Consider the following 24,166-nt stretch of genomic DNA (forward strand, 5'->3'; position numbering starts at 1 on the left):
CAAGCCTTCAGCCGAAGCTCAGCTTGCTCTTCTGCTGACCTTGAGCGTCAAAATTGGCTGGATCCAGCCAGGCTTCGTAGCCCGCCTTGAGACGTGGCCATTCGCCGTCAATGATCGAAAACCAGGCAGTATCGCGGTTTTGGCCCTTGGCCACCATATGCTGGCGGAAGACGCCCTCGAAGGTGAAGCCGAAGCGCGTCGCCGCCCGCTTGGACGGTTCGTTGAGATTGTGGCACTTCCATTCGAAGCGCCGATAGCCAAGCGTCTCGAAGGCATGGCGGGCGAAGAGATAGAGAGCTTCCGTCGTCACCCGCGTGCGGGCGATCGCCGGCCCCCAGAGAATGCTGCCGATCTCGATGACGCCGTGCACGGGCTCGATCCGCATCAGCGCCTGTCGGCCCTCGGCCTTGCCGCTCGCTCTGTCGATCACCGCAAAGAACATCGGATCCGCCGTCGAGGACGCTTTGTCGAGCCAGGCCGAGAAGTCGGCGGCATTCCCCGGTACGCCCTCGAACAGGTAGCGGAAGCGCCCGTCGGCCCCCGGCTCCTGGGCCGAATGCAGGAGATCGGCGCCATGGCGCACCGGATCGAGTGGCTCCAGGCGGGTATAACGTCCATCGAGCACGACGCGCTCCGGGCGCGGCACGCCCTTCCAAGTCGACAAGTCCATCGAATGTCCTTCGCGCCTACGCGATCAGGAAAGCGGCCCGTGCCGATTCCGATCCATCACCCCAACGATCAAATGATCAGATGATCGCATTATTGCGGCGGCGCGATGCGTTGTTCAAGCGAAAGCACCTGCTGGCGCACTACGCCGGACAGAGCCTTGGAGGAGGCGACCGAGCTGAAATCCGTATCGGGGTGAGGCACATTGCCAGCGCCGCGGAACACCTTGAGGCCATCCGGCATCACCACGATGTCGCCATTGCGCAAAGTGGGATCGACCGAGATCGGGATCTGCGGCAGACCACGCGCATTGGACTGGCAGGTACAGGCCGGGTTTTCGCTGTCGCGGAAGGCATAAGCGGTGGGCAGCGCGGTGTAGAGCGCGCCTGCACTGTCGACGGCCGATTCGATCGCCGGCTTGGTGTTGCCATTGCTGCCGTCATTGGAACCGCTGGCCTTGTAGAGCACCATCTGGCCGCCCGAGCACGAGGCTTCGCACATCGAGCTCTGCATGTCCTCGTCGCGCTGGGAGCGGATGAAGCCGGTGGCGAAATAATAGCCGTCACAGGTGCGCACGCAGTAGCCCCGCGCCTTGGGCGCGCTGACCACGGGCGCGGGTGCCGGACGAGCGCGTTGCTGCTGTTGCTGTTGCTGTTGCTGAGGCACAGGTGCTGGCGCCGGCCGCGATTCCTGGCGGGGCCGGAACAGGAAATCGAACAGGCCAGCCTGAGCGCTGCCACCCACGGCAACCGTCAGGAGCAATCCGGCGGCAAGGGGAGCGGCAAGGCGTTTCAAGGTCATGGCACGGGTCCTGGCAGGTCCAAACAGAATTTCCCGATATTACTCACGAATGAGCAATATCGGGAAATTCCGCAAGCGTTTGAAATCCCGTGGGTTCCTCCTGATCGAGCCTGTGGCTCGATCAGGAGGAACCCACTTGGGAAGGGCCGGCAACGACCGGCCCCGTCTTCTATGCGAGCATCCCGTCAAAATCATGTCGGTGACACTTTGTCACCAACTAGTGATTGTCGCGGGGGATGCCATAGGTCTGGGCGACCCTCTGATACTTGACTGCGGGCTTGAGCACCATACCGTCGCCGAGTTGATCCACCATGGCGCGCTGGATTTCCTGCCAGGGCGTCTGGCTCGGCGCATAGTGAAAGCCACCCGCCGCGGCGAGATCGGCCCGGCGCTTGGCCAGTTCCTCGTCGGAGATCAGGATGTTGGCCTCGCCCTTGTTGAGGTCGATGCGCACCCGATCGCCGGTCTGCAGGATCGCGAGACCGCCGCCCGCGGCTGCTTCCGGCGAGGCGTTGAGGATGGAGGGCGAGCCCGAGGTGCCCGACTGGCGCCCGTCGCCGATGCAGGGCAGCGAGGTGATGCCGCGCTTGATCAGCGCGGCCGGCGGCTGCATGTTCACCACCTCCGCCGCGCCGGGATAGCCGATCGGCCCGGTGCCGCGGATGAACAACATGCAGTGTTCGTCGATGCCGAGAGCCGGATCCTCGATGCGGTGGTGGTAGTCCTCGGGCCCTTCGAACACGATGGCCCGCCCCTCGAAGGCGCCGGGGTTCTTGGGATCTGCGAGATAGCGGTCGTGGAATTCCTTGGAGATCACGCTGGTCTTCATGATCGCCGAATCGAACAAATTGCCCGAGAGCACGATGAAGCCGGCATCCTGCACCAGCGCGGTGTCGAAGCTGCGGATCACGTCGGGCAGCTCGATCTTGGTGTCCTTGCAGTTTTCGCCGATCGACTTGCCGTTCACGGTGAGCGCATTCTCGTGGATGAGTTTGTGCTTCATCAGTTCGTTGACCACCGCCGGCACACCGCCGGCATGCTGGTAGTCCTCGCCGAGATATTTGCCGGCCGGCTGCAGGTTCACCAGCAGCGGCACCTTGTGGCCGACGGTCTGCCAGTCGCGGATGTCGAGCTCGACCCCGATATGGCGGGCGATGGCGTTGATGTGGATCGGCGCATTGGTGGAACCGCCGATGGCCGAATTGACCACGATGACGTTTTCGAAGGCCTCGCGCGTCATGATGTCGGAGGGCTTGAGGTCCTCATGCACCATGTCGACGATGCGCTTGCCGGTCTCGTAGGAAATCTGCTGACGTTCGCGATAGGGCGCGGGAATGGCGGCCGAACCGGGAAGCTGCATGCCGAGCGCCTCGGCCAGCGAGTTCATGGTGGTGGCGGTGCCCATGGTGTTGCAATAGCCGGTCGAGGGGGCCGAGGAGGCCACCATGTCCATGAAGTTCTCGTAGTCGATCTCGCCGGTGGCGAGCATCTCGCGCGCCTTCCAGACCACCGTGCCCGAACCGGTGCGCTCGCCATGCCACCAGCCGTTGAGCATCGGGCCGACCGACAGGGCGATGGCCGGGATGTTCACGGTGGCCGCGGCCATCAGGCAGGCAGGCGTGGTCTTGTCGCAGCCGATGGTCAGCACCACGCCATCGATCGGATAGCCGTAGAGCAATTCGACCAGGCCGAGATAAGCCAGGTTGCGGTCGAGCGCGGCGCCGGGACGCTTGCCGGTCTCCTGGATCGGATGCACCGGAAATTCGAAGGCGATGCCGCCCGCCTCGCGGATGCCCTCGCGCACGCGCTCGGCGAGCACGAGATGGTGGCGGTTGCAGGGGGAAAGGTCCGAGCCGGTCTGGGCGATGCCGATGATCGGCTTGCCCGACTGCAATTCCTTGCGGGTCAGGCCGAAATTGAGCTGGCGTTCGATATAGAGCGCGGTCATACCCGGATTGTCCGGATTGTCGTACCAGGCTTGCGACCGCAATCTTGTCGTCTTGTTCTTGGTGTCAGCCATGGCAAGCCTCCCTGTCTTTCGTGCCCCGCCCGCGCTCTACCGCGGACAGCATTTACGCTCTACTTCACGAGTTAACACTTTTGTCAGACTATTCGCAACGGCAAAGCTCATGCGGCCGATTGCCGATTCCCAGTTTCGTGATTCTGGTGCTAGCAATGCAATTCAGCCGACATCCCGCCGCAATGGAATGACCCAAATGCCCGATCTCGTTCCCGCCTTTTCCCGCATCGGCGAGGAGAACGCCTTCGCTGTCCTTGCCAGGGCCACGGATCTGGCACGCGAGGGGCGCGACATCATCAATCTGGGCATCGGCCAGCCTGATTTTCCCACGCCTGACCATATCGTCGAGGCCGCCATCAAGGCGCTGCGCGACGGTCATCATGGCTATACGCCGGCCACGGGCATCCTGCCGCTGCGCGAAGCTGTCGCCGCCGATGTCGAGCACCGCACCGGCGTTGCCGTCTCGCCCGACGAGGTGATCGTGGTGCCCGGCGGCAAGGTCACCATGTTCATGGCCATCCTGATGTTCGGCGAGCCGGGGTCGGAGATCCTCTATCCCGATCCCGGCTTTCCGATCTATCGCTCGATGATCGAGTTCACCGGTGCCACGCCGGTGCCGGTGCCGATCCGCGAGGAGAACGGCTTCGCCTTTTCGGCCGCCGAGACGCTGGCGCTGATCACGCCGCGCACCCGCCTTCTCATTCTCAATTCGCCGGCCAACCCCACCGGCGGCGTCACGCCCAAGGCCGAGATCGACGCGCTGGTGAAGGGGCTGGAGGCCCATCCTCATGTCGCCATCCTCTCCGACGAGATCTACAGCCAGATGAGCTATGACGGCCTGCAGCATGTCTCGCTGCTGACCTATCCCTCCATCCGCGACCGCCTGATCCTGCTCGACGGCTGGTCCAAGACCTATGCCATGACGGGCTGGCGCATGGGCTTCTCGCTCTGGCCGAAGCTTTGGGGAGATGCCGCCCGCAAGCTGGCGGTCAATTCCTATTCCTGCGTCAATGCCAGCGCGCAATGGGCCGGGCTTGCCGCCCTCACCGGCCCGCAGGATGCGGTGCATGCCATGGTCGCCGAGTTCGACCGGCGCCGGAAGATCGTGGTGGATGGCCTCAACGGCCTGCCCGGCGTCAGCTCCGTGGTGCCGAAGGGCGCCTTCTATGCCTTCCCCAACATCCGGGCGACCGGCTGGAAGGCCAAGCCCCTCGCCTCCGCCCTTCTGGAGAAGGCCGGCGTCGCCACCATCGGCGGGCCCGATTTCGGCGTATATGGCGAGGGCTATATCCGGCTGTCCTACGCCAACTCAGCCGAGAACATCAGGCGGGCTTTGGCGCGCATGGGCGAGTTCCTCAGCGCCAATCCGGGAGCGGGCGTGTAAGCCCCAGCCAAGCCAACGGATTGGCTATTGCGGCTTTGCGGTTCCAGGCGATTCCGTCTAATCGCAAAACGCTTTGGCCGCCGCCCCGCAATCCGCAAGGAAAACGATATGACTGATCTCGTCGCCATCGGCGAATGCATGGTGGAATTGTCGCGCCGCGGGGACGGCATGTCGCTGGGCTATGGCGGCGACACCTTCAACACCGCCGTCTATGCGGCCCGTCTCGGGCTCGACGTCGCCTATGCCACGGCGCTGGGGGACGACCCCTATTCCCAGGCGATCTCGGACCTGGCCGCCAGCGAGAAGGTCGACATGGCCGGCGTGCCGCGCCTGGCCGGCCGCGTGCCGGGGCTCTATGTCATCGAGACCGATGCCAAGGGCGAGCGACGCTTCTACTACTGGCGCGACAGTGCGCCGGCGCGCAGCCTGTTCGAGCTCCCAGAGGCCGAGGCGCTGATCGCCCGCATCGAAACCGCCGCGATCGTCTATTTCTCCGGGATTACGCTGTCGCTCTATACATCTGCGGGCCTCGAGCGTTTCGGCGCAGTCCTTGCTCGGGCCAAGGCCGGCGGCGCCAGCATCGCCTTCGACGGCAATTACCGTCCGCGCGGCTGGGGTGGCGATCCCGCCCGGGCCCGGCAGGCTTTCGGCCGTTTCCTGCCCTTGGTGGATATCATGCTGCCGACCTTCGACGACGAGCAGGCGCTGTGGGGCGATGCCACGCCGCAGGACACGCTCACGCGCCTGGCCGGCCATGGCATCGGCGAAATCGCGGTGAAGGACGGCACCAACGGCGCCTTCCTGCGCCGGGACGGCACCGATGGCCACGTTCCGGTGCCGCAGGCGGTCTCGCCTGTCGACACCACCGCCGCCGGCGACAGCTTCAACGCGGGCTATCTTGCCGCCCGCCGGCGCGAGCGCTCCAACGAGGAGGCGGCGCTGCAGGGCCACCGGCTCGCCGCGCGCGTGATCACCCATCGCGGCGCCATCATTCCCCCCGAGGCGATGGCCGGATTGTGACCCATATTTCACGCGACTGCCGTTGGAATGCCATCTTCTGTCAGCATGAACGGCCCGTCTCCTGATCTTAGACTGAACAATTCAGGAGTGGATACCGGGCACGGTGGCCACTTCGAACCCGTTCTACTGCTGACAGGAGGCTCTGATCGTATAGAAACGATTCAGTAGCTGGGACAATCGCATTGAAACGGGAACAAGGCATGGCTGAAGTGGTGGGCTCGCTCGACCGCGCCGTGGCGCGCGACGACGGCCCCAAGGTCTCGGCGGCCGCCATCCCAACGGCTGAGCGCCCGAAGACCGGCCTGCTCAAGCACATCGACTGGAGCAAGGCCGGCCTGCTGGTCGGGCTGGTGGTCTTCACCATCGCCGCGGCCGCGCTCTACCAGATTTTCGCCGGCATCACCTGGTCCGAGGTGAGCAATGCGGTGTCCCGCATCGCCTGGAGCCAGGTCGCGCTCGCCTTCGTCGCCACCGCGCTCTCCTATGGCGCCCTGATCGGCTATGACCTGCTGGCCCTGCGCCATGTCGGCGCGCGGCAGGTGCCCTTGCCGGCGATCGCCTTCACTTCCTTCATCAGCCACGCCTTCACCTATACGCTCGGCTTCGGCGTGCTGACCGGCGGCGCCGTGCGCTGGCGCCTCTACCAGGCCCATGGCCTGAAACCGAGCCAGATCCTGGCCGTGGGCGCCCTGACGACGCTGACCTTCTGGCTCGGCATCGCCACCGTCGCGGCGGTCTGCCTCTTGTTCCAGCCCTCCGTGCTGGCGCCCCTGGACGGGCTTGCGCCCGGCCTCAACCTCGCCATCGGCCTCACCGTGATCGGCGGCGTCGCGCTCTGGCTGATCATCTCGGCCCTTCGCCCGCGGACGATCAGCATCGGCGAGCACACCATGCCCCTGCCCGGCCCGCAGGCGACGCTCGGGGCCATCCTGGTCGGCCTGCTGGATACGGTGGCCGCCGCCGGCGCGCTCTGGCTGATCATGCCGGCCGGTCCGGACGCCGGTTTCGTCAGCTTCCTGGTGGTGTTCGCCATCGCCACCGTGCTCGGCGTCATCAGCCATGTGCCGGGCGGCGTCGGCGTGTTCGAGACCACGCTGATCCTGGCCCAGCCGCAGATTCCCGCCGCGGACATGCTGGTCTCGCTGATCCTGTTCCGGCTGGTCTACTACGTCATTCCCTTCGCCATCGCCTGCGTGCTGTTCGGCGCCTATGAAATCCGCCAGCGCCAGCATTCGGTGGGCCGGATCGCCAAGACGGTGCATGCGATCGCCCGGCCGATCATCCCGCGCATCGCCAGCGTCGCGGTGTTCATCGGCGGCGTCATCCTGCTGTTCTCCAGCGCCACGCCCGAAGAACATTATCGCATCGATATCCTGAGCGATCTGGTGCCGCTACCCTTCCTGGAGGTGTCGCAGCTCGCAGCCAGCATCGCCGGCCTGGTGCTGCTGATCGTCTCCTATGGCCTGGTGCGGCGCATGGCCAATGCCCAGCGGCTGGCCGTCTTGCTGCTGATCGCGGGCGCCGTCTCCGCTTTGTTCAAGGGCCTCGATGTCGAGGAGGCCATCATCTGCAGCATCGTCGCCGGGCTGCTGGTGCTCTACAGGGACGAGTTCTATCGGCAGGCCGATCTGTTCTCGGTGCGGCCTTCCTTCGAATGGATCATCGCCTGTCTCGTGGCGGTGGGCGCAACCGTCTGGCTCGGCTTCTTCGTCTATGCCAATGTCGACTACCAGCACAAATTGTGGTGGGATTTCGCCTACAACGCCGATGCCCCGCGCTTCCTGCGCGCCACGCTGGCCATGGCCGTGGTCGCCATCGGCATCGCTGCCTATATCCTGATGCATCCCAGCCGCGCCGCCTTCGATCCGGCGACGCCCGAGGAACTGGAAACGCTGGTGCCCCTGATCAGCGATTCCACCCGCTCGGATGCGCACCTGGCCCTGCTCGGCGACAAGCGCTTCCTGTTGTCGGCCAGCGGCAAGGGCTTCACCATGTATGGCGTGCAGGGGCGAAGCTGGATCGCCATGGGCGATCCCGTCGCGCCCGAGGACGAGGTCGACGCCATGGTCTGGCGCTTCAAGGAACTGGTGGACCGCAATGGCGGCACGCCGGTGTTCTACCAGGTCACCACTGGCCATCTGCCTGCTTATCTCGACGCCGGCTTTTCGCTCGCCAAGCTCGGCGAGGAAGCCTGGGTCGACCTGACGAAGTTCACGCTCGAAGGCAGCGAGGGCCGCCGCCTGCGCCAGGCCCGCGCCAAGGCCGAGCGCTCCGGCGCCTCCTTCGAGATCGTGCCGGCCGCCGAAGTCGACGCCATCCTCGGCGAGCTCCAGGCAGTCTCGGACGCCTGGCTCGAGGAGAAGGGCAACAAAGAAAAGGGCTTTTCGCTCGGCTTCTGGTCCTCAGACTATATCAGGCGCTACGACCAGGCCGTGATCCGCCAGGACGGGCGCATCGTCGCCTTCGCCAATATCTGGCGCGGCGCCGACAAGCAGGAATATACGGTCGACCTGATGCGCTATCTGCCGCAAGGCCCGGCCGGCATGATGGACCTGTTGTTCATCGGCCTTCTGGCCCAGGCCAAAAGCGAGGGCTTTGCCTGGTTCAATCTCGGCATGGCGCCGCTCTCCGGCCTGGCGCGCCACCGCCTAGCGTCGCTGTGGAGCCGCATCGGCTCCTTCGTCTACAAGCGCGGCGACCGCTTCTACAATTTCGAAGGCCTCAGGGCCTATAAGGACAAGTTCAAGCCGGATTGGCGACCGAAATATCTTGCCTTTCCGGGGGGGCTGGCCCTACCGCAGATTCTCATGGATGTTACCGGCTTGATCGCTTCGAGCCCGAGACGCGCTTTGCCCGAGGAGGCCAGTTGATGCGCCGCATCGCCTTGTTCTGTTTCGCCCTGCTGGCCTCCACGGCATCGGCGCTGTCGGCCCCGCGTGAGGTCAAGGTGCAGGAGGAGGTCCTCGGCACCGTCACGGTGCTGGCCCCCGAGGAGGAACCCACCAAATTCGTCGCCCTGCTCTCCGACAAGGACGGGCTCACGCCGGCCTACCGCGCCGTGGCCGACAAATTGGTGGACCAGGGCGCCGCCGTGATGCTGATCGACAGCCAGGCCTTCATCGACGGCCTCGCCAAGGGCGACGAGGAAGATTGCCACTATGCCTTCGGCGACATCGAGGACTCGGCCCGCGAGGCCCAGCGCCAATTGGGCATGCAGACCTGGCGCTGGCCGGTGGTCGTCGGCCTCGGCACGCTCGGCGGCACCTTCGCCTACATCAATCTCGCCCAGGCCCCGGAAAACACCGCCGCCGGTGCCGTCTCCACCGGCTTTTCCGACGAGATGGCCTCCAAGCTGCGCATGTGCGAAGGCGCGCCGGTCTCCAAGGCCGCCGACGGCAAATGGCAGTACAAGCCGCTCGCCAAGGTGCCGGGACGCTGGACCTATGTCGGCGCCGCCGCCCCCGATCCGACGACGCAGGCCTTCGTCGCCGGCACCAAGGATGCCCAATCGGTCGTCGCCGACGGCGGGGCTGACGCCGTTGTCGATGCCGTGGTGAAAGCCGCCGTCGAGATGGGCGCGCCGCCCAACCAGGAACTCAGCGACCTGCCTCTGGTGGAGCTGCCGGCCTCCGGCCCGCCGACGGGCCTTGCCATCTTCATCTCCGGTGACGGCGGCTGGCGCGACATCGACAAGACCATCGGCGAGATCCTGCAGAAGGAAGGCGTCGCCGTGGTCGGCGTCGATTCGCTGCGCTATTTCTGGAGCACCAAGGAGCCTGATGTCATCGCCGGCGACCTCACCCGCATCATCGGCTATTACACCAAGCTGTGGGGCGCCAAGCGCGTGGCCATCATCGGCTATTCGCTGGGCGCGGACGTGATCCCCTTCGTCTGGCAGAAACTGCCGCCGCCCATGCAGAAGAAGATCAACCTGCTCGCCATGCTGGGCCTGGAGCCGACCGCCGATTTCGAGATCTCGGTCTCCGGCTGGCTCGGCGTCGCCTCCTCCTCGGACGTCGACCTCAAGCCCTATCTGCCCAGCCTGCCCTTCGAAAAGACCATGTGCTTCTACGGCAAGGAGGAAGTGGTCGAGAACGGCACCGCCTGCGTCTTCCCCGAAATGAGCAAGGCCACGCTGATCGAACGGCCGGGCGGGCACCATTTCGACGGCAATTACGAGCCGGTGGCCCGGGCGATTTTGGATCGGCTGAAGAAGTAGCTGGGAACATCGGCCAGCGCCCATCTCCAGGCTCCCTGGCACGCTGGAACGGCTGCTCGTCGTATCGCGGCACAACGCCCGACGCCATGCGAGAGGGCGACATTGACAGGAGACATCGATGAAGCGCGTTGCCGCCGGCGAGCATCATGCCGCCTATGAATTCGGTCGCTTGGCGTTGATTTCCCTCCGGGACGGCTATGTCGACATGCCCGTCACCCGGCTGCGCCAGCCGGGCGACCGCCCCTTCGGCCCCGACCTGCCGCCACAGCTTCATCTCGTCGAGGGCGGACTGAGGCTATCGGTCAACGCCTTCGCCATCGATGACGGCGAGGCGGTTACGCTGATCGACAGCGGATCATCGAACGCCTGGCACCCGAGCATGGGCTTTCTGCCTCAAGCCCTGCACGAGGCGGGCATTGCCGTCGACCGTATCCAGACCGTCGCCTTTACCCACACGCATCTCGATCATATTCACGGGCTCATTCTGCCCAATGGCGAGGATGCCTTCCCGAACCTCTCCCGTCTCTTCGTACCCCGCGAGGAACTCGGCCTGTTCCGGGACGAGGCCAGGCTCGAACGGTTCCACGAGAGAGCGGAACCCTTCGAACCGGGGCAATTCCTGGGGGCTGGTATCGAGGCCTTGGCTGCTCCCGGCCACGAGGCCGGCCATACGTGTTTTCGCGTCACCAGCGAGGGCGATACGGTCCTGATCTGGGGTGACACCATCCACGTGCCATCGCTTCAATTCGACAGGCCGGAGCTGACCTGGGAGTTCGACGCCGACCAGGAACAGGCGCGCGAAAGCCGCATGCACCTCATGGCCCTGGCCGCCGACAATGGCTATTGCGTTGCAGGGGCCCATCTCGACTCGCCCGGCGTCGGCCGCCTCTCACGCGCGGAAAAGGGTTTCCGTTTCGAGCCTTTGTAGTATCGGCAAGCGGCAAGCAAAGAGAGAGGCGTTGCCGCCATACCAATTCACCCTCTGGAACGACGATTTGGATGCGAGCCCCGAAACATTCAAATTGGGGCCGAGAGCAGACCGTCGGCTCTTGGGGCCACTACGAAGATAGCCGCCGTTCAGCAACCGACCCCGCTGCGGTCGTTCGGGATACTCGCTGCCGCTGCCTGAACCTTGTCATTCGCATAGGTACTGGCTTCTTGGGTTGATGAGGCCGGAGGGCGACAGGCAGAAGTTAACTGTTCAATCAGGAAACAGGAAAATAGAATGAAGAAAATGATTCGTGAGTTAAAGGCTTAGAGGCTGTGGCAGCCAATACCGCTGTAGAGGATAGAGTTATACAATTGGGCCTTGGGCTCCCCGTAATACCGGAGCGGCTCCTTCTGTCTCATGCGCGCGGAGAAGTGCTGTTCATTTGCGGTGCAGGTATCTCCCGGCCCGCAGGACTTCCGGATTTTCGTCAACTTGTTCTCGATGTCTACGCCAAACTCGATGCTTCGACGCACAGCATCTTAAAGGGGCTGCCAGCGGGAGTTTGCAACCAGTGGCAGGCCAATTGTGCTGGCCTGACGGATCGGCAGACAGCTGAAGTGAAGCGATTCATCTTCGGGGACTATGATGTTGTCCTCGGCATGCTTGAGCGCCGACTTGACGATCAGACAAGTGGCGATAGCCAAGTGAGGCGGACAGTCGCGGCAATCCTGCGTTCGGGTGCAGCAAGCCCAGCAGCGATCCACAAGGCGCTCATAGCCCTTGCCGATCGCGGCGGAGCCAAAACCATCGTGACAACAAACTTCGATCTGCTACTTCAAATCGCCGCCCAACGCCTTCGGTCGCCGGTTGAGACCTATTCGCTCGGCTCGATCCCGAGGCCATCGCGGAATTCTGAGTTCTCTGGTGTTCTCCATATCCATGGCGCGCTGGACAAGAGGCCGGAAAGAACTTCTGAACTCGTTCTATCGGATCAGGATTTCGGCGAGTTCTATCTGCGCCGCCGCGTTGTTCCAGATTTCATCTACGATGCCGCGCGCCTGTATCATTTGGTGCTGGTCGGCTACAGCGCCAACGATCCGCCTATGCGTTATCTGCTCAATGCGGTCGCAGCAGACGGCAAGCGTTTTGACGACTTGAAGGAGCGCTTCACTTTTTTCGGCACGAGCTCGCCGGACGCGGTTGCACTTGCGGACTGGAATGGGCGCGGTATCACGCCGATCCACTACGACTCAACGAACGGCCACAACGCGCTAAGGACAACCCTAGAACGATGGGCTGCTTTGTCTGCAATCAATGGGAAGAAAGAAATTGTCGATGCCGAACTGCGAAGAATTGTAACAGTACCGCGGTCTGCGTCTAAGGACTCTGACCGCGACCTTTTTGACCATTTCTTCCGAAGAAGCAACGCAGGCGAACGCGTGCGTCTTTCAGCGCTGATTTCCGACGCGAAGGCAGAGATCGGTTGGCTCGATGCAGTTGTAAAGGTTTGCGCTGAAGCCGAGCGGGGACGGAAGCCATGATCCGGCCCTGGGCTTATCTTGACCCGCAAGACCGCGAGACGTTCCGAACGATAATCGCGTTTCTGAACAAGCGCCTTGCTGAGCAAGGAACAATCGACTGGGCTCTGAAACTCAGACCCGGGCAGCGAGTCGAGCGCATCGCGGTTGAGGACTTATTGACCGGCCCAAGTGCGCGCGATCTTGCAGAACCATGGGCCTCGGCATGGCGGCTGATCGAAGAAAGCTGGGCAGCGCCTCATTCGGACGGACACAACGGAACTGCCATTTACGGCATTCAGAAGCGGCTACGGGCAGGAGATCGGTCGGGTGCGGCGATCGCGGCAATTGTTGATCTCGTTGCACCGCGACTCAAAGTCGAGCCAATTGATGCGTGGCGATGGACCTACATCAAGAAACCGCGCAAGCCGAAAATGGTCGAGCACATCCTGTCCGCCGGCCTGACGAGCGGAGATCTGGTTGATCTGAATGTACTCGAACTGGCTAACCTCAATGATGTCGCTTTTCTGACGTCGCTCGCCAATGCGCTGGAAGCCGCGGTCAATCACGGCCTCGATACTGCTCGCAGGCTGGGATGGGATGGACAAAGGCGCCTATGGCAACTTGGCGACTTAGGACGCGCGTACTACGTGGCTGACGCCCCAAGAGCGCGCGAGGATGGTGACCCAGACGCCTACCACCATGGCATCGCGCCGTCAGTGAAACTCCTGCATGCCGTCGTCGCTAGGATTTCTGAACTTGACCTCGCTGCTGCGCGGAGCTTTGCTCGGCGCTGGAGGCTGAATAGCTCGCCGGTGCATCTTCGTTTGTGGGCTGCGATGTCTCGGAACGAACAGATCACCCCCACTGATGGGGTGTCGGCCTTCCTCACTGCCCTTGATCAGGATCGGTTTTGGGATGTGCAAGGCTTCCCGGAAATCGCGGAGCTTCGCGCCGTCCGCTTCCGCGACATGAACGCAGAAGCACAAGACGCCATCGTGGCTAGGATTCAGAAAGGCCCTCCACGGCATCATTGGCCGAAGAAGGTGGATGCCGCGGAGATAAAGAATGCGCGGCTATTTTGGTCCTTGCGGGAACTACGGCGCATCGAAGTCGGCAGAGGTGTCTTACCAGATCGAGCCAAGACTTGGCTTGATGCTCGGACGGCGCAATTCGCTGAACTCGCGGAGATGACAATCGATGAAGGTTTTCCCGGAGGGGTTACCATTACTCGTCGTGAAGCGAAACCGGATGCGAAATTCGAAATGGTTTCAGGCGTCGAACGGCTGAAGGCGCTCGAAGCAGCCTTGGGAACCGGGCGTCGTGGCTGGGATGATGACCCTGCGGAACGCGCAAATGATTGGATCAACCAGCAGGGCAATGCCGACGAGGTACTTGCTGACTTCGAGACCACGAATAACGGCGGCGATGACTTCCCGAAGGTCTGGAACCGCTTTGGTTGGGCGCATAGACCGCGCCAGCAGGAAGGCGATGCTGCACAGGATGCGCAACTGGGCAGAGAGGCTAGCAGGGTTCTCGGCCTGCTGAACCAGCTATCCGACACAACGTTTTCGAGTTCGATCGACGGAATTTGTGCTTGGCTGGATGCCTGGGAGAAGTACGCCGCTAAGTTGCCGCTAGCCTTGCCGATCTGGCTTCGTCTTTGGCCTATCGCCGTAAACGCAACTAACCACGGGCCTGAAGAGAACAGCGATGAAGAATTGACGGTTATTGCTGACGCAAAAGGCAACGAGAATGATCGGGACGGAAGCGCGGCGTTGAATACGCCTGCAGGGAAGCTTACAGGTGTTTTCTTTGCAGCTTGGCGAACGCACGTAGGTCCGCAGAATCCATTTCATGACGGGAGCGGATTGCGCCAGATGCGCGACACATTGATCGCTACCGATGGTCGGAGCGGATTGCTCGTGCGATACCGTTTGATCGAATACCTGCCTCACTTCCTTCACGCTGACCCCGATTGGGCACAGGAACATCTCATCGAGCCGTTGCTTAAGGATGATGGCACCGCGCTGGCGCTATGGCGAGCCGTTGCAAGACGCCCGCACTTCACCAAAGTCCTGGAAAGCATCGGCGCGGCGATGGCCGAACGCGCAAATGATCGCCGGCTGGGTCGGGAAACGCGCCGCAGGCTGGTTTTCAGTCTCGTGATCGAATCCCTTCACGCTTTCCGCGAGGGCCGTGCGCCTGCAGTACCTAACCAACGCATTCAGCAGATGCTACGAACGCTGGAGGATGAAGTGCGCGCATCAGCGGCAAATGCGATTCAGCAATTCGTTCGTGAACTCTCAGCGAAGGGAGTAACCAACGCGCCAGAGGATGGCGAAGAGCAAGTGGCCCCCGCAACCGCAGCAACCCTCTTTCGTTCAAGCGCTGCGCCGTTCCTTCGCGAGGTTTGGCCGCAGGAGCGGTCGCTGGTGACGCCTGGGGTCAGCAGCGCGCTTGCTGATCTTCCCGCGACATCAGGCGAGGCATTCGCCGAAGCCGTGGACACAATCACCCGCTTTCTTGTGCCCTTCGATTGTTGGTCGATGCTCAATTACGGCCTTTATGGCGACGAAGGCGAAGCAAAAAAGCTCGCTGTCATCAATGACGCAGCAAAGGCGCGAGCTCTCTTGAAGCTGCTTGATCTCACAGTCGGTACGTCAGAAGGAGCTGTCATTCCTCACGACCTTACCGATGCATTGGATCAAATTTTGAAGGTTGATCCTACACTTTCTACAAGCGCAGTCTTCCGTCGCCTAGCGACTGCGGCTCGGCGCTAGAAAAACACTGGCAGACAGAAAATTGGTGTCTGCTACCGGCCGTTCTGAATTGGGTGGGAGCGCTTCGCGGTCGATGTGCGGCGGCTACCTGAATGGCCGCTTGCCGAGCTCCGTACCCAAAAGCGGACAGGCAGGAAACCACCCCAATGCAGTCATTCCGGCTTGGTGCGTGAAAGCAACCTTCTGGTAAGGCCAGTCTACCAAACTGAATATCAGCTTCCCCTTCATTCCGCTCGATAGCTGACTGCCTCCAATCCTTCCGCCCACGCGACTTGCCCCCGTCACATCCCTGTGGAACCCTCCCTCCTCCACCGCCTTTCGGGATACCCGCCATGCCTCGCCTCAATCGCCGCCAGACGCTGGGCCTCGGCCTTGCCGCCGGCTTCTCCGTCACCATGCTGTCGGACGCGGCCGAGACCGCCGAGGCGGCGCCGGCGGGCACCACCTTCTCTCTGCTGCTCGTCAACGACATCTACAAGGCCGGCGACACCAAGGGCCGCGGCGGCTTTGCCAAGCTCGCGGCAGTGGTGAAGGCCGAGCGCGCCCGCGGCGTGCCCATGCTGTTCTGCCATGCCGGCGATTGCTTCTCGCCCTCGCTGATGTCGGGCTTCGACCAGGGCGAACACATCGTCGCCCTCACCAACATGATCCGGCCCGACATCTTCGTGCCCGGCAATCACGAGTTCGACTTCGGCACGGAGGTCTATTTCAAGCACATGGCCGAGGCGAACTTTGCCTTTTACGGCGCCAATATGCGCCGGGCCGACGGCAGTCCGATCCCCGGCATGAAGGACAATTCGATCCACGAGCTCGGCGACATCAAGGTCGGCGTCACCGGCCTCGCTTTGGCGGCGACGCCCCAGATGTCGCAGAGCGGCGACCTCATCTTCGCGCCCGAACTGGAGACGCTGAAGCGGGAGGTGGCGATCCTGCGCAAGGCCGGCGCCGAATTCATCGTCTGCGTCGCCCATACCGATCGCGACATGGACAACCAGATCGTGCGCTCCCGGCTGGTCGACGTGCTGCTGACGGGCCACGACCATGATCTTGCCATCACCTATGACGGGCGCACGGTGATGGTCGAGTCCAACGAAGAGGGCAATTTCGTCACCGCCATCGATTTCGTGGTGACGGCGAGCGGCGAAGGCGAGAGCCGCAAGCTCGCCTGGCTGCCGAGCTTTCGCGTACATGACAGCCTGTCGGTGCAGCCCGATCCTGAGGTGCAGGCCGCCGTCGACAAGCTCGAGGCCGAGCTGTCGCGCGAACTCGACGTTGAAATCGCCACCACCGCCGTCGAGCTCGACAGCCGCACCGCCAGCGTGCGGTCCCAGGAAACCGCCATGGGCGATCTCATCGCCGATGCCATCCGCGCCCGCACCGGCGCCGATTGCGCCATCACCAATGGCGGCGGCATCCGTGCCAACAAGCTCTATCCGGCCGGCGCCCGGCTGACCCGCCGCGACATCCTCTCCGAACTGCCCTTCGGCAACACTACCGTGCTGGTCGAGCTCAAGGGCGCGGATATCAAGGCCGCGCTCGAAAACGGCGTCTCGCAGTTGCAGAACTATGCCGGCCGCTTCCCGCAGGTCTCGGGCCTGGCCATCGTGGTGGATGCCAGGGCGCCCGTCGGCGCGCGCATCGCCTCGGTCAGCGTCAACGGCGAAAAGCTCGATCCTGTCAGGCGCTACAAGGTCGCCTCCAACAATTTTCTGCTGGCGGGCGGCGACGGCTATGAGGCGCTCGGCCGCGGGCGCGTGCTGATCGGGGAGACCGACGGCAAGCTGCTCGCCAATGAGGTGATGGTCTATCTGCGCGAGAAGGGCACCGTCACCACCGGCGTCGGCGGGCGGATCAAGGTGGAGAGCTGAGGCGAGGACTCTTTACCCTCCCCTGGAGGGGGAGGGTCGAGGCGAAGCCTCGGGGGGGGACTTCCTTACAAGAAGATGTCGTCTCATCCTCAAAGCCGGAGCTTCTTCACCCCACCCCGGCCTTCCAGGCCGACCCTCCCCCTCCAGGGGAGGGTAAAGAGCGTACTCTCATCGCAAAGTAGCCCCTATGGACGAGGACATCTGCGCCCCAGGCCTGCCCTCAATGCCCGTGATTACCGCTCACGCCGGCCCGGGCATGGCGCTCCACCGCCGGGGCGGACAGCAACGGCGCCACGATGAGATCGGCCAGGCGCTCGGCATCGCCGCTGAAGCCATGGCCGCCCGCCTCGCGCAGGATGGCGAAATCCGGACGGGCCTTGGCCAGGGCGGGACAGGCCAGTGCGGCCATGCGATCGTCCTGGCCATAGATGCATTGCACATTCGGCGCGTCGATGCGCGCCGCCTCGGGCAGGAGCGGGATCTCGTTGGGATAGTCGTCGTCGCTCAACTCGACGCGCATGTCCGTCACCGGCGCGATCGACAGCAGGGAGACCACCGCGACGATGCTCTTGATGCGTTTGGACAGGCGGTTATAGACCAGCGGCAGCGCATCGCCGCCGAAGGAATAGCCGACCAGCGCCACCCGCTCGACCGGCCAGGCCGCGCGGTAATGCTTGATGATGCGCTTGAGGTCGGCGGCGACTTCATCGGGATCGCGCTTGGCCCAGAAATAGCGCCTGGAATCGATGGAAACCACGCCGACCCCGCGCCGGGTCAGGGCCGTCGCCAGATCGACGTTGAGCTGGCCCATGCCGCCATCCCCCGTCAGCACCACGGCGAGGCGGCTGGCGGGCTGCTCGGGTTCGGAGACATAGAGCGGCAGGTCGGACAGATCGCCCGGACCATGCGGCCCGGCGTCCTTGCCCAGGGCCTCCGCCGCCTCTTCGGCGGCGCTCTCGTCGCCATCCTCGATTTCCCGCAGCGCCACAAAACTGGCGGTGGTCGCCGCCGAGACGTCGGCGCTGGCGAGGGCCGCCTTGTCGACAAGGCAGGCCGAGATCGTATCGGGCTTCATCGTGGTGGTGTGCACCGCGATCACGCCGGCGAGGCGATGGCTGTCCGCCTGCAGGGCCAGGGAGCGCGCGGCATCCCGGCCCAGACCGGCCCCGGCCAGCACGGGCGTTACATAGGGGGTGATGGCCTGCTCGCGTTCGATGCGCAGCGTGGTGTCTTCGATATGGCCGGCGAGTTCGGGGCAGGTCATGCGATGGCGGCCGCCCGCGGTGCGACGGGTCGTCGGCCAGTCCAGGCCGATCACCAGATCGCCGCGCTGCTGGAACTCCGCGGCGAGGGTTTCCTCGTCATTGCCGAAGCCGTCGGCATCGGACAGCAGCACGATCACCTTGGCCGGCTTGTCGGCCGGACGATACAATTTGACGTCGTCGAAGATCGCGTCTTCCAGCTCTTGCGGGGCGGCAGCCTGCGCCGCGGCCGGCAATTGCGCGAGAATCATCACGGCGGACAGGGCAAAGAACAAACGCATGCATCACCTACTAGCAAGCGACGGCCCACCGCTTCGCATGCCTCAAGGTAAACTATGCCGGGCTCGATGTGCTGTCGAGTCCGCGAAAGGACGTAGCCCCATCACTTCATGTTGATGCGCGTCATCATCACGGCCGCCAGGATCAGGATGCCGCCGACGAGCTGGTCGAGGCTCAGGGCTTCGCCGAAGACGAAATAGGCGATGATCGCCGACAGCACCGGATGCGAAAGCAGGATGATCGCCACCACGCCGGCGGGCAGCCGCCCGATGCCGACCGCGCTCAGCCCCTGGCCGAGCACCTGGCAGATCAGGCCGAGGCCGATGACCACCGCCCAGCCCTGCGGCGACTGCGGCAGGAAGGTGCCGCCCTCGACCAGCATGATCGCCACCAGGCCGAGGGCGGCGACCACCGTCGAAACCAGCGAGGCATCGGCGGCCAGGCGCGTGTTGCGCGCCACCCGGAGGGCGACGAGATAGAAGGCATAGGCGAGCGCCGCGCCGAGAGCCAGGAGGTCGCCCTTGCCCATGGTGAGGCCGGTGCGGTGGGCGCCGCTGGTGATGGCCACGCCGACGAGGGCGATGGCGAGCGCTCCCAGCACCGCCGGCCGGATGCGGTCGCGCAGCAGCACGAAGCCGGCGACCACCGAGGCCACCGGGGCGAGGTTCGAAATGAAGCTGGCATTGGCCACCGAGGTCAGCGGCAAGGCGGCATGGTAGAAGGCAAGATCGGCTGAAAAAGCCACGCCGGCCAGGCTCGCCGCCAACAGGCCCGGGCGCGTGAGCAGGGAGGCCATGCTCGTGCCGCCGGCCCGCCGCCTTTCTGCCTCGGCCCACACGAACAGCACCGGCAGCGAGAACACCAGCCGCCAGAAGGCGGCGGCGGCCGGCGCGACATCGCTGAACCGGATCAGGATGGGCGACCAGGCAATCGCCAGAACGGAGGCGATCATGGCGCCCAGGCCGACGGAATCGAGCGCCGGCAGGGGGGTGGGGCGGGGGGCGGAAACGATGTCGCTCATGACATACTCGGGGGCTGATACGCGTACTTGCCGCGAAGATAGGTCACGCTTCACATAAGCGAAAACGAATGTATCTTATGGCAGGATTTCATTTTCTTATGGAACGCCGGATATGCGCCATTTCGATACGGACAGCCTGGAAACGCTGGTCACCATCATCGATCGCGGCGGCTTCACGGCCGCCGGCGAAGCGCTGGGCAAGACGCAGGCCGCCGTCAGCGTGATCGTCTCGCGCATGGAAGCGCGCATCGGCAAGCGCCTGCTGGAACGCTCGCGCAAGGGGGTGACGCCGACTTTCGCCGGCGAGATCCTGATCGGCTATGCCCGCCGCATCCTCAGCCTGGAGGATGAGGCGCTCGCCGCCATCGGCGGCGACGAGGCGGCAGGCCGGGTGCGCCTGGCCGTGCCGGATGACTTCGTCGACATGATGGTGTCGCCGCTGATCGGCGCCTTCTCCCGGCGCTTCCCGCGCGTGCAGCTCGAAATGCGCTGCGATCTCTCCTTCCGCCTCGAACCCATGCTGGAACGCGGCGAGGTCGATCTTGCCATCATCACCCAGGACCCCGCCCGCCCGCTCGGCGAAGTGCTGCGCCGCGAGCCGAGGGCCTGGTGCGCGGCGCGCGACCATCGGCCGGAGCTGATCGATCCCCTGCCGCTCGCCATGTTCCCCGAGGGCTGCCGCTGCCGGCCCGATGCGCTCGCCGCCCTCGACGCCATGAACAGGCCCTGGCGCATCGCCTATACGTCGAGCCACATGCCCGGCATCCATTCGGCCGTGAATGCCGGCATGGCGATCACCATTCTCGGCATTTCCTCGATTCCCAAGGAATGGCGCCGCCTGGGCGAAGACGAGGGCTTCCCGGAGCTGCCGCATCTCGACATCGCCCTGGTCGTGCCCGCCAATGCCAGCGTCGCCACCAAGCGCTTCGCCACCTTCCTGCGCGAAACCGTGCTGCAGCAGGAGGCCCTGGCGGCCTAGAGCAACGCGCCCTTGATCCCCTCTGCGCGCTGCGACAGCAGGAAGGCGGCGCTATCGGCCAGCGCCTCGCTCTTGCGGCCAATCAGGTTGACGCGCACGGCGTGCCGCTCGGCCGCGGCCGCCAGCCCGGCCCGGCAGGCCGCCTGCGGCCAGCTGTCGGCATCGGCTCCGACGATGAACAGCATGCTGCCGGTCGGCGCCAGCACGGGCAGCACCGCGTCCAGGGCCTCGACGCCATGACCGAGATTGAGCGCCAGTTCCGCCTGCCAGGCCTCGCGTTCCTGCCCCTGCCCGGTCGCCATGGTCGCGTTGCAGACCAGGCCGTCCAGGCGCCCGAAGATCTCGATCACGGCGCCGATGAAGGCGGCCGCCTCTCCGGCCACGGAAAGGTCACAGGCATAGGCCAGGCAGCGCCCGCCATGGCCCTCGATCGCGGCATGGGCATCGGCCAGCTCCTGCGCCGAGCGCGCCGCGATCGCCACCGCCGCCCCTTCCGCCGCCAGGCGCTCGGCAATGGCCCGCCCGACACCGCGCGAAGCCCCCGTCACGGCGATGACCTTGCCGGCAAACTCCAGATCCATGCAGCCCTCATTCACAACCGAGCAGCGACAGTGTCAGATTGGTGAAAAGGGGGCAACTGGGCGCTTTCGGAGTGCGGACATCTTGTCCGCCTCTTTCTTTCCAACGAGCATTGCGCTTGGGTTGGGGGAACAAGCGGACAGGATGTCCGCGCTCCGTCCCTTACCGCATCAGGCGCGGCACCGTGCCGGTCAGGCCAGTAGCCTCACGAATGAACAGCTTCTTGGCAGCCGGAAAACGCTCCACCAGGCCAAGGCCGACATCGCGCACCAGGCGGATGGCATCGTGGTCGTTGGAGAACAGGCGGTTCAGACCGTCGGTGGCGATGCCCATCGAGACGGTGTCGAAACGCCGCCAGCGCTGATAGCGCTCCAGCACGTCCGGGCTGCCGATATCCAGGCCGAGGGCGGCGGCATCGGCGACACATTCCGCAAGAGCGGCGGCATCGCGGATACCCAGATTGAGGCCCTGCCCGGCAATGGGATGGATGATATGGGCGGCATCGCCGACCAGGGCCAACCGGTCGCCCACGAAATTGCGGGCGATGCGCATCGATAGCGGAAAGGCGGCGCGCGGCCCGATCACCTTGAGTTCGCCGAGCTTGAGGCCGAAGCGGCGCTCCAGTTCGGCATGGAAGCCGGCATCGTCGAGGCCGAGGATGCGGGTCGCCTCCTCGGTCTTCTCGGTCCAGACCAAAGAGGAGCGCCGGCCCGTCAGCGGCAGGATGGCGAAGGGACCGGCGGGCAGGAAATGCTCTTCCGCCCGCCCTTCATGGTCGAGTTCATGCTCGACGGTGGTGACGATGCCGGACTGGCCGTAATCCCAGCCATGCATGGCGATGCCGGCCTGCTCGCGCAGCCGCGAGCGCCCGCCATCGGCCGCCGCCAGCAAGTGCGTGGCGATGTCGTCGCCGGAAGGCAGTTCGGCGGTGATGCCGTCCTCGGTCAGCTTGTAGCGGCTGACAGTGGCCCCCTGCCCGCGCAGCTCGATGCCGAGGGCTTCGGCCCGCGCCACCAGGGCATCGAGCAGCAGCCGGTTCTCCACCATATGGCCGAAAGGCTCGCCCGGCTCGACGTCACCGCCGAAGGACAGGAAGGTCGGCCGGATCGGATCGTCGAGCTTGGAATCGGTGATCACCATGTCGAGGATCGGCTGGGCCTCACCGGCCACGGCTTCCCAGACCTCGAGCTTCTCGAGAAACCGCCGCGCGCCGGTGGCGATGGAAGAGGAGCGCGGATCGCGCGAGGGACCCTTGCCGAGCATGGGATCGACGATGATGACCGAAAAGCTCGCGCCGAGCTCGGTCTTCAGTGCCAAAGCGAGGCCGAGGCCGGCAAAGCCGGCACCGGCTATGACAAGATCGGCTTTGCTGGCCATGTGCGAACCCCGCGCTTGACTTTCCAAAGCGTTTTGCGATTTGACGGAACCATCTCAAATCGCAAAGACGCGTCCGACCAAAGAGCTAGAGTAAAAGGGCGTTTCTACCAAAACGCGCTTTGCTCTAGGAAGGACCGATGCTCTGCCTCCATCAAGGAAAGCTTCATGTCCGATCCCTTTGCGAATCTCCTCTCGATACTCGATCTCGAACAGCTCGAACACAATCTTTACCGCGGCACGAGCCCGCAGGGCGGCTGGCAGCGCGTTTTTGGCGGCCTGGTGATCAGCCAGGCCCTGGTGGCAGCGACCCGCACCGTCGAGCCCGACCGCCATGTGCATTCCCTGCACGGCTATTTCCTGCGGCCGGGCGATCCGAGCGTGCCGATCATCTACCAGGTCGACCGGCTGCGTGATGGCAAGAGCTTCACCACCCGCCGCGCCATCGCCATCCAGCATGGCCAGCCGATCTTCTCGCTATCCTGTTCCTATCATCGCCCCGAAGAAGGCTGGCACCACCAGGCGACCATGCCGGATGTGCCTACCCCCGATCAATTGCCAAGCATCGCCGAGCTCAAGGATCAGTTCCTCGGCCATCTACCCAAGATGGTCCGCGACTATTGGGAGCGCGAACGTCCGATCGAGCTCAGGCCCGTCGACATGAAGCGCTACATCGCGCGCACGCCCCAGGAGCCTCGGCAATATATCTGGATCCGTGCCGCCCGTAAGCTGCCCGAAGACAGGGCCCTGCACGAGGCCGTGCTGGCCTACACCACCGACATGACCCTGCTCGACACCACGCTCGTCGCCCATGGCAAGAGCGTGTTCGATCCCGACGTGCAGCCGGCCTCGATCGACCACGCCATGTGGTTTCATGCCCCGTTCAAGATGGACGAATGGCTGCTCTACGCGCAGGAGAGCCCCTTCACCGGCGGCGCCCGCGGCTTTGCCCGCGGCGAGATCTGGCAGGATGGCCGCCTGATCGCCTCGGTGGCCCAGGAAGGCCTGATCCGCAAGCGCTGGGACAAGCCGCCGGCATGAGACATCGCGTCGAGAGGGAGCTAGGGCGGTCGCGGCTATTTCGCCGTGAAGAATGTCAGGAGCACCTTGCCCTTCTCGCCGATGAGGCAGACGAAACGGTCGGGCCGGCCCGTCTCCTTGGCCCGCTTGATATAGGCCTCCCCGAGCACGACGACCTTGACCGGCACATCGCCGACCTTGGTATCCGCCGCCGAGACGGCGATGCTTTCCTGGTCGATGACGAGATCGGCAATGTCGGGCGACTTCTGCTGAAGGGCGAGCAGGCCGCTTGCCTTGCAGGCTGCGACCTCAGGAGCTTCGGCCGCCTGGGCATCGAGCGCCAGCACCATGCCGCCCGCGGCCAGAAGTGAACGCAAAATCATCGCCATATGGCCAAATCCCCTACCCTTGCCTGTGCAAAATTGCCCTGGTTAACGCAAGGT

18 protein-coding genes are annotated in these 24,166 nt (G+C 64.3%); 10 read left to right on the forward strand and 8 right to left on the reverse strand.

The window, feature by feature from the left end:
* Nucleotides 1–7: 7 nt before the first annotated feature.
* The 3 genes from AB4037_RS09435 to AB4037_RS09445 all read right to left on the reverse strand — a co-directional run bounded on the left by AB4037_RS09435 (nt 8) and on the right by AB4037_RS09445 (nt 3,487).
* Nucleotides 8–670 (reverse strand): GNAT family N-acetyltransferase, encoded by a 663-nt coding sequence (locus AB4037_RS09435; protein ID WP_441771328.1) that lies wholly within the window; start codon nt 668–670, stop codon nt 8–10.
* Between the two features lie 89 nt (nt 671–759).
* Complete coding sequence (locus AB4037_RS09440; protein ID WP_441771329.1) at nt 760–1,467, reverse strand: DUF2865 domain-containing protein; 708 nt, start codon at nt 1,465–1,467, stop codon at nt 760–762.
* 217 nt (nt 1,468–1,684) lie between these two features.
* Nucleotides 1,685–3,487 carry an IlvD/Edd family dehydratase gene (locus tag AB4037_RS09445; protein WP_441771330.1) on the reverse strand — a complete coding sequence of 601 codons (1,803 nt, stop codon included), beginning with the start codon at nt 3,485–3,487 and terminating at the stop codon, nt 1,685–1,687.
* A 196-nt stretch (nt 3,488–3,683) separates the two neighbouring features.
* Between AB4037_RS09445 and AB4037_RS09450 the strand changes: the two genes are divergently transcribed.
* The 8 genes from AB4037_RS09450 to AB4037_RS09485 all read left to right on the forward strand — a co-directional run bounded on the left by AB4037_RS09450 (nt 3,684) and on the right by AB4037_RS09485 (nt 17,209).
* On the forward strand, nt 3,684–4,871 hold the full coding sequence (locus tag AB4037_RS09450; RefSeq protein ID WP_441771331.1) for a pyridoxal phosphate-dependent aminotransferase: 1,188 nt from the start codon (nt 3,684–3,686) through the stop codon (nt 4,869–4,871).
* A 108-nt stretch (nt 4,872–4,979) separates the two neighbouring features.
* Entirely contained in the window at nt 4,980–5,891 is a 912-nt protein-coding gene (locus tag AB4037_RS09455) for a sugar kinase (protein ID WP_441771332.1), read from the forward strand.
* Between the two features lie 200 nt (nt 5,892–6,091).
* Nucleotides 6,092–8,761 carry a bifunctional lysylphosphatidylglycerol flippase/synthetase MprF gene (mprF, locus tag AB4037_RS09460; protein WP_441771333.1) on the forward strand — a complete coding sequence of 890 codons (2,670 nt, stop codon included), beginning with the start codon at nt 6,092–6,094 and terminating at the stop codon, nt 8,759–8,761.
* The gene (locus AB4037_RS09465) at nt 8,761–10,110 is read left to right on the forward strand and encodes a virulence factor family protein (protein WP_434955032.1); all 1,350 of its coding nucleotides are present in this window, start codon (nt 8,761–8,763) and stop codon (nt 10,108–10,110) included. The genes mprF and AB4037_RS09465 overlap by 1 nt, the downstream gene beginning before the upstream one ends.
* 118 nt (nt 10,111–10,228) lie before the next feature.
* Complete coding sequence (locus AB4037_RS09470) at nt 10,229–11,038, forward strand: MBL fold metallo-hydrolase (RefSeq protein ID WP_434955031.1); 810 nt, start codon at nt 10,229–10,231, stop codon at nt 11,036–11,038.
* A gap of 434 nt (nt 11,039–11,472) precedes the next feature.
* Nucleotides 11,473–12,582, forward strand: coding sequence for an SIR2 family protein (locus tag AB4037_RS09475; RefSeq protein ID WP_441771334.1), 1,110 nt, complete (start codon nt 11,473–11,475; stop codon nt 12,580–12,582).
* Entirely contained in the window at nt 12,579–15,341 is a 2,763-nt protein-coding gene (locus AB4037_RS09480; RefSeq protein WP_434955029.1) for a hypothetical protein, read from the forward strand. Before AB4037_RS09475 ends, AB4037_RS09480 begins: the two co-directional genes overlap by 4 nt.
* A 332-nt stretch (nt 15,342–15,673) precedes the next feature.
* Nucleotides 15,674–17,209 (forward strand): bifunctional metallophosphatase/5'-nucleotidase, encoded by a 1,536-nt coding sequence (locus AB4037_RS09485; protein ID WP_441771335.1) that lies wholly within the window; start codon nt 15,674–15,676, stop codon nt 17,207–17,209.
* A 220-nt stretch (nt 17,210–17,429) separates the two neighbouring features.
* Here the strand turns inward: AB4037_RS09485 and AB4037_RS09490 are convergent, their stop codons facing one another.
* Together AB4037_RS09490 and AB4037_RS09495 are read right to left on the reverse strand one after the other, a co-directional pair.
* Nucleotides 17,430–18,752 carry an AcvB/VirJ family lysyl-phosphatidylglycerol hydrolase gene (locus tag AB4037_RS09490; protein ID WP_441771336.1) on the reverse strand — a complete coding sequence of 441 codons (1,323 nt, stop codon included), beginning with the start codon at nt 18,750–18,752 and terminating at the stop codon, nt 17,430–17,432.
* Between the two features lie 101 nt (nt 18,753–18,853).
* Nucleotides 18,854–19,771 (reverse strand): DMT family transporter, encoded by a 918-nt coding sequence (locus tag AB4037_RS09495; protein ID WP_441771337.1) that lies wholly within the window; start codon nt 19,769–19,771, stop codon nt 18,854–18,856.
* Nucleotides 19,772–19,883: 112 nt separating this feature from the next.
* On the opposite strand from AB4037_RS09495, the gene AB4037_RS09500 reads away from it, so the two are divergent.
* Nucleotides 19,884–20,750 carry a LysR substrate-binding domain-containing protein gene (locus AB4037_RS09500; RefSeq protein ID WP_434955025.1) on the forward strand — a complete coding sequence of 289 codons (867 nt, stop codon included), beginning with the start codon at nt 19,884–19,886 and terminating at the stop codon, nt 20,748–20,750.
* On the opposite strand, the gene AB4037_RS09505 is transcribed toward AB4037_RS09500, so the two are convergent.
* Both AB4037_RS09505 and AB4037_RS09510 read right to left on the reverse strand, forming a co-directional pair.
* Nucleotides 20,747–21,331, reverse strand: coding sequence for an SDR family NAD(P)-dependent oxidoreductase (locus AB4037_RS09505; RefSeq protein WP_441771338.1), 585 nt, complete (start codon nt 21,329–21,331; stop codon nt 20,747–20,749). The two genes, AB4037_RS09500 and AB4037_RS09505, sit on opposite strands and share 4 nt — an antisense overlap.
* A gap of 160 nt (nt 21,332–21,491) precedes the next feature.
* The gene (locus tag AB4037_RS09510) at nt 21,492–22,706 is read right to left on the reverse strand and encodes a ubiquinone biosynthesis hydroxylase (RefSeq protein ID WP_441771339.1); all 1,215 of its coding nucleotides are present in this window, start codon (nt 22,704–22,706) and stop codon (nt 21,492–21,494) included.
* A gap of 165 nt (nt 22,707–22,871) precedes the next feature.
* Here AB4037_RS09510 and tesB point away from each other — a divergent pair, with 165 nt between their 5' ends.
* A complete protein-coding gene (gene tesB, locus AB4037_RS09515) occupies nt 22,872–23,744 on the forward strand; it encodes an acyl-CoA thioesterase II (protein ID WP_441771340.1) in 873 nt (290 codons plus the stop codon).
* Between the two features lie 35 nt (nt 23,745–23,779).
* On the opposite strand, the gene AB4037_RS09520 is transcribed toward tesB, so the two are convergent.
* Nucleotides 23,780–24,112, reverse strand: coding sequence for a hypothetical protein (locus tag AB4037_RS09520; protein WP_441771341.1), 333 nt, complete (start codon nt 24,110–24,112; stop codon nt 23,780–23,782).
* Between the last annotated feature and the right edge of the window lie 54 nt (nt 24,113–24,166).

Source organism: Labrys sp. KB_33_2, assembly GCF_052114505.1.
Taxonomy (GTDB): Bacteria; Pseudomonadota; Alphaproteobacteria; order Rhizobiales; family Labraceae; genus Labrys.